A 6,346-nucleotide genomic window follows, 5' to 3' on the forward strand; every position below is an offset into this window, starting at 1 on the left:
ACCTACATCACGAATTATCAGACGATCTCCAGCCCCAACCAGTTTGGTTCGCCGATCTACCTGCAAGGAGGACAGCTGAGCGCGGTGCCCTCGCTCACGAGCATTGCAAGCGCTATCAGCGTCGACGACAACCAGTCCGGCACGCTGTCGGTCCAGAACGGCGGCTCCGTGACCATCAATCTGGGATGGCTGGGCGCTAACGCGGCGCTTCACTTGGGGTCCGCGAGCGAGCAAGGCACGATCGTGGTCAATTCCATCGCCGCCTTCGCGCAGCCCAGCTTGTATATCGACGGCGGCTATGTGCGGTCCGGATCGATGTCATTCTCCTACGTGCTTGGCAGTTTCGTGAGTACCACGGTGGCCGCAGACGCGGCGCTCGACTTCAATGTCTATGAAGGTCTGGTTCGCAACTTGCAAGGGAGCGGCAATGTCGGGAGCCTCGGCACGCCGATCACCGTGTATGGCGGCAACTTCGCTGGCAGCATCGTCGGCGCAAGCTTACTTACGTTCGAGCGCACCACCACCTGGACCGGGACAGCAGGTTCCATCCATGCCTATCTGGTGGATAGCGGCGCGACCCTGACAACATCGGGCGGCGCGACCATGAGCGCCACGGCTCCGCTCACGGTCGACGGGACATATAATCTGAACACCAGCGAAACAGTCGGCTCGCTTGCCGGGGCAGGTAACGTGGTGATCGCCTCAGGGCAGACGCTGACCGCGGGCGACGACAACACCAGCACCACCTTCTCCGGCGTCATAGACGGTGCGGGCGGCCTGACCAAGAATGGCACCGGAACGCTCATCCTGAGCGGCACCAATATCTATAGCGGCGATACTACGCTGAACGCTGGCACGCTGCAGATGGGCACGGCGAACGCGATCGCCGCCACGCGCGCGCTCACGGTCTGGGGCGGCACTTATGATCTGAACAATTTCGACCAGAGTGTCGGCGGCATCAACGGCAATCCCGGGACCACCGTTGCCCTGGGCACGGCGACGCTGACGCTCGGAGGGGCCAACAACAATACTGGCTATTTCGGCAACATCACCGGCAGCGGCGGCCTGGTCAAGACAGGGACGGGCGTCCAGGATCTTTACGGCATCAACAGCTATTCCGGCGCAACTGTCGCGGACGGGGGCGTTCTGCGCGTCACCAGTAACGGCACCCTGCTGAATACGCCGACGATCGACGTCTACAACAGCGGCACCTTCAGCCTCGGCACCGCAAACGGGCTGTCGAACTCTATCGGGATCACGCTGCATGATGCCGGCTCGAGTCTAGCGCTCGGCGTCGATCAGACCATCGGGTCCCTGGCCGGTGGCGCCGGATCCTTCGTTCATCTGAGTTCAGGAAGCCTGACTACGGGGACCAACAATGGCAGCGGCGTGTTCGCCGGCGAGATCGACGGCAACGGCGCGCTGACCAAGATCGGCACCGGCGCACTCACGCTTTCCGGGAGCAACAGCTACACCGGTGCGACAAACGTCAGTGCGGGCTCGCTGTATGTCAACGGTTCAATCGCAAATTCCTCGGGCGTTACTGTCGCCGCGGGCGCACTGCTTGGCGGCTCCGGAACGGTGTCGTCGACCGTGGTGAACGGGACGCTGTCGGCCGGCAACTCGCCGGGCACGCTGAGCGTCGCGGGAGATCTCACGCTTCATTCGGGAGCGACCTCGATCTTCGAGCTGAACACCCCGGGCGTGGTCGGTGGCAGCAATCCAGCGACCGGCAACGACCTCGTCAATGTGAGCAACGACCTCACGCTCGGCGGCACCCTCGACGCACGGATCGCCGCCGCCGGCTTCTATCGCCTGTTCACCTATGGCGGCACGCTGTCTGGCGATTTCGCGGCCAAGGTGCTGACGTCGACCACCTCAGGCTTCACGATCGCCACCGCGCAGCTTGAGACCACGATTCCCGGCCAGGTCAATCTGTCAGTGCTCGGCACCGGACAGAATCTGCAGTTCTGGGATGGCGCCGACAGCACCGGCAATGGCACCATCAACGGCGGTGCGGGCAGCTGGAGCGCCACCGGCACCAACTGGACCGGCCCTCCCGGACAGGCGGCGATCAACGGCCTCTGGGGCGGATCGGTCGGCGTGTTCGCCGGCGCGGCTGGCGGCTTGGTGACGGTCGCCGGCACTCAGAGCTTCGACACGCTGCAATTCTCCACCAACGGCTACACGCTGAGCGGCGGCTCGCTGGCAATCGCGCCCGCCAGCAGCAATGCCAGCGTCTTCAATGTCGACAACAACATCTCCGCCACGATCGCATCGACGGTCGTCGATGGCAGCGGCACCGCGTTGAGCAAGGCGGGTGGCGGCAGGCTGGTGCTCGCGGGCAGCAACAGCTACAGCGGCGGTACGTTTCTCACCGGCGGCACCCTGTCGGTCTCGTCGGACACCAATCTGGGCCTTGCCAGCGGCGCATTGACATTCAGCGGCGGAACCTTGCAGGTCACCGGAACGTCGTTTTCGGGGACCTCCCGTGCGATCACGCTCGCAGCCGGCGGCGGCGGGTTCGACATCGCCGACGTGGCGAACACGTTCATGCTCAACCAGGCGCTCTCCGGGGCCGGCGGCCTGACGAAATCCGGCGCAGGCACGCTGGTGCTCGCGGGCGTCAATACTTATCAGGGCGGCACGACCATCAACGGTGGCGTGCTGCGGGTCTCCGCGGACAACAATCTCGGTGCCGCCGGCAGCGCCATCAGCTTCGGCGGTGGCACGCTGAGCACGCTGAGCAGCTTCACCAGCGCGCGCGGCCTGACTTTCACGGGCTCGGGCGCGATCGACACGGCGGCCGGCACGGTCGTCGGTTTCGACGGCGCGATCGGTGGCGGCGGCTCATTGACCAAGAGCGGCGACGGAAGGCTCACACTCGGCGGCGACGGCAGCGGGTTCAGCGGCGCGACCACGGTTACCGCCGGCACGCTGGCGGTGAATGGCGTGCTCGGCGGCACGCTCGCGGTGGACACCGGGGCGCGGCTGCAAGGCAATGGCACGGTCGGACCGGTGACGCTCGCCGCGGGTGCAACCATTGCGCCGGGCAACTCGATCGGTACGCTCAATGCCGCAGGCAGTCTCGTCTTTTCGCCCGGCTCGATCTACGAGGTCGAGGTCAACGCCGGTGGACAACACGACACCATCGTGGCGAGCGGACTGGCGACCTTGTCCGGCGCCCACGTCAATGTCCTCGCCGGAAGCGGCAATTACGGGCTGCACACCAACTACACGATTCTCACCGCAGCGGGCGGGCTCTCCGGCACCTTCGCGGATGTCAGCTCCAACTTGGCCTTCCTGACGCCGAGCCTCAGCTACGATGCGCAGAGCGTGACCCTGACGCTGACCCGCAACAGCACGGATTTTGCTGCTGTCGGCACCACGCCGAACCAGCGCGCCATCGGCGCGGCCATCGACCACCTCGGCAGCGGCAACGCCGTGTGGAGCGCCGTGCTGCAGACGGACGAAGCGACCGCGCGCCACGCCTTCGACCAGTTGTCCGGCGAGATCCATGCCTCGAGCCGCGCCGTGCTGCTGCAGGACAGCCACATCGTGCGCGACGGAGTGATGGACCGCCTGCGTAGCGCGTTCGCGACCGCAGGCGCACCGTCCCTGCCGATGATGGCCTATGCGGCCGCCGACGCCGCGCAGCCGGCGGGTACGCCCACTCATGATGTCGTCGTCTGGGGCCAGGCGCTCGGCGCGTGGGGTCATCTCCACAGTGACGGCAATGCCTCGCGCGTCAGCCGCTCCACCGGCGGCGTGCTCGCGGGCGCCGATGCCCGCGTCGGCAACAGCGACTGGCTCGTCGGATTCGTCGGAGGCTACAGCCAGACGCGACTTGACGTGACAGCGCTCGGAGCCTCGGGCACGAGCGACAACGCTCATGTCGGTCTTTATGCGGGGACCGAATGGAGCGCCCTGGCGCTCCGCGCGGGCGTGGCTAGCAGCTGGCAGAACCTGGCTGCGAGCCGGACCATCGCGCTGACCAACTTCGCTGATCGGCTGACCTCGTCGTACGACACCTGGACCACGCAGGTCTTTGGCGAACTGGGCTATCGCATGCGTGTTGGCCGCTTCGATATCGAGCCTTTCGCCGGTGCCGCCTACGTCAATGTGGCGGGCGATGCTTTCCGTGAGACCGGCGGCGCTGCCGCGCTGACAGGTTATAGTCCAACGACGCAGACGACGTTCACCACGCTCGGCGCACATGCCGCGACCAGCTTCGATCTCGCCGGCGTCTCCACCACCGCCCGTGCGACCGTCGGATGGCGCCACGCGTTCGGCACCATCACACCGATGACGATGGTCAGTTTCGGCGACGCCGTTCCCGTCGCCATCTCTGGAACGCCGCTTGCCCGCAACACCGCCGTGGTCGAGGCCGGGCTCGACGCGCGGATATCGGCGCAGGCGACGGTCAATCTCTCCTACACCACACAGGTGTCGCAGTCTCTCCGCGACCAATCGTTCCGCGCCGGGCTCAATCTGAAGTTCTAGTCGGATGAAGGGTGCGCGGGCTGTTAAAACGTTCGGCGTCAATCAAACGAATCTCCGCGATCTCACCTAGCGCTACGCTTAGTTTGGTCCGGACAGAGTCGCCCTCTCGACCAGCGTAAAATCTGAGCGAGCCTTTGGCATTGCCGGTTCTAATTACAACGTGCTGCTTCTTCTGATCGCGATCGAAGACAATTTCCGCATCGAGGTGCTGAGCGTCGCCGCGCGCAGCGCAGGCGGACAGCACGCGTCGGTTCAGCTTGATCTCGGTATCGGTCAGCAGCCGACGGGCAACGCGCGCGTGCCCGGCATGCCCCGCATGTGCGAACTGCCCGTCGTGCCAGTTTGTGCTGGTTGGCGGTAGGAACCTTCTTCGCGCAGGCGGCCGTCACCGGCTTCGTCGGGGGAGCAGCGAGCGAGAATCGCGGCATCGCCAGCGGCAGCTATCTCGCCTGCTATTTCTTCGGTGGGCTCGCGGGCAGCGCGCTCATCGGCCAGCTGTTCGACCGCCACGGCTGGACCGCCTGCGTCGCTGGAATAGCGCTTGCGCTCGGCGCGGCCGCCGCGCTGGTGTCTTGGCTCAAGGAGTAGCTGGACCTGCGATCCCAGGCTATTCCCGGGTGAGGGACCCCCGCCTCGCATCCTGTGTCGTTCAGGCAGAAGCGGAGGTCCAGGAGTTCGGATCGAGCAGACCTCGCGCGGATGATCTCAGCCGCCGAAGCTCGCCTTGATCTCCGCGGCAACGGTGGCGGCGTTCTCGTCGAGGACGAAGTGGCCGGCATCGAGCCAGACGAGGCGGGCGTCGGGCAGGTCGGCGAGATAGGCCTCGGCACCGGCGGGAACGAAGAACGGATCGTTCTTGCCCCAGACGATCAACGTCTTCGGGCGATGGGCGCGGAAGGCCTGGTGCCAGCTGTCATACAGCGCGACGTTGGTCTTGTAGTTCTCGAGCAGGTTCAGATGCGCCGCATCATGGCCGGGCCGGTCGAGCAGCGCCTGATCATGCGTCCAATTGTCGGGGCTGATGGCGTCCACATTGCGGGCGCCGACCTGATACTGGTACTTCGTCGTCTCGGCGGCAAGCAGCCTGCGGGCGGGGGCCTCGCTGGCCGCATCGCGCTTCTCCCACAGCGGCAGGAATACCTGCGCCGGCATCTCGCCGACGCCTGCCATATAGGCATTGGTGTTCTGGATCACGAAGCCAGTGACGGCCTTGGGGTTGCGCGTGAACAGCCGGAAGCCGACGGGGCCGCCATAGTCCTGCATGTAGAGCATGTAGGAGCTCAGTCCGAGCTGCTCGATCAACCCCGCGACATGTGCGGTCAAATTCTCGAAGCTGTAGTCGAACGCGGCAACCGATGGCGCATCCGACTGGCCGAAGCCGATGTAATCGGGAGCGATCACGTGAAACCTGTCCGCCAACAGCGGAATCAGGTCTCGGAACATGAAGCTGCTGGTGGGAAAGCCGTGCAGCAGGAGGATGGTCGGATGTGTCGGATCGCCGGCTTCGCGATAGAACACCTGGCGATCATGGACGGTGGCGGACTTGTAGAGAGTCACGGGGGAAGCTCCGATGAAGGGGTGACAGGCGCTTGGCGCGTGAGGACAGCCGGGACTGCCCTCACGCGCTTAGGGTTACCCTTGGGGTCAGGCGGCCTTGCTGGCTTCGACGACCGGGAAGTCGATTTCGGTCTTGAACACTTCGTTGAAGAAGTTGGTCCAGCTGTTCAGTGCGACGTGCTGCACGATCTCGATGACCTGGGCATCGGTGTAGCCGGCAAGCTTCACGGCGGCGAAGTCGGCGTCGGTGACATGACCACGATTGTGCGCGACCAGGGCGGCGAAG

General features: G+C 65.3%; 4 protein-coding genes and 1 pseudogene. 3 read left to right on the plus strand and 2 right to left on the minus strand.

Going from position 1 to position 6,346, the window contains the following annotated elements; all coding sequences use genetic code 11:
• The 3 genes and pseudogenes from BRAO375_RS03715 to BRAO375_RS03725 all read left to right on the plus strand — a co-directional run.
• Positions 1-4,503: autotransporter domain-containing protein (locus BRAO375_RS03715; protein ID WP_035638792.1), on the plus strand; the 4,503-nt coding region annotated here is incomplete at its 5' end.
• A 160-nt stretch (positions 4,504-4,663) separates the two neighbouring features.
• Positions 4,664-4,864: a hypothetical protein gene (locus tag BRAO375_RS03720; RefSeq protein WP_009026119.1), complete on the plus strand. Its 201-nt coding sequence runs from the start codon at positions 4,664-4,666 to the stop codon at positions 4,862-4,864.
• Positions 4,813-5,091: pseudogene (locus tag BRAO375_RS03725) on the plus strand (MFS transporter); the annotation flags it as partial. The gene BRAO375_RS03720 and the pseudogene BRAO375_RS03725, both read left to right, overlap by 52 nt.
• Positions 5,092-5,208: 117 nt before the next feature.
• Here the strand turns inward: BRAO375_RS03725 and BRAO375_RS03730 are convergent.
• Both BRAO375_RS03730 and BRAO375_RS03735 read right to left on the minus strand, forming a co-directional pair.
• Positions 5,209-6,060 (minus strand): alpha/beta fold hydrolase, encoded by an 852-nt coding sequence (locus tag BRAO375_RS03730; protein WP_009026121.1) that lies wholly within the window; start codon positions 6,058-6,060, stop codon positions 5,209-5,211.
• Between the two features lie 87 nt (positions 6,061-6,147).
• A partial coding sequence (locus BRAO375_RS03735) for an alkylhydroperoxidase (protein WP_035638795.1) occupies positions 6,148-6,346 on the minus strand: 199 nt, incomplete at its 5' end.

This window comes from Bradyrhizobium sp. ORS 375, assembly GCF_000239775.1.
Lineage (GTDB): Bacteria > Pseudomonadota > Alphaproteobacteria > Rhizobiales > Xanthobacteraceae > Bradyrhizobium.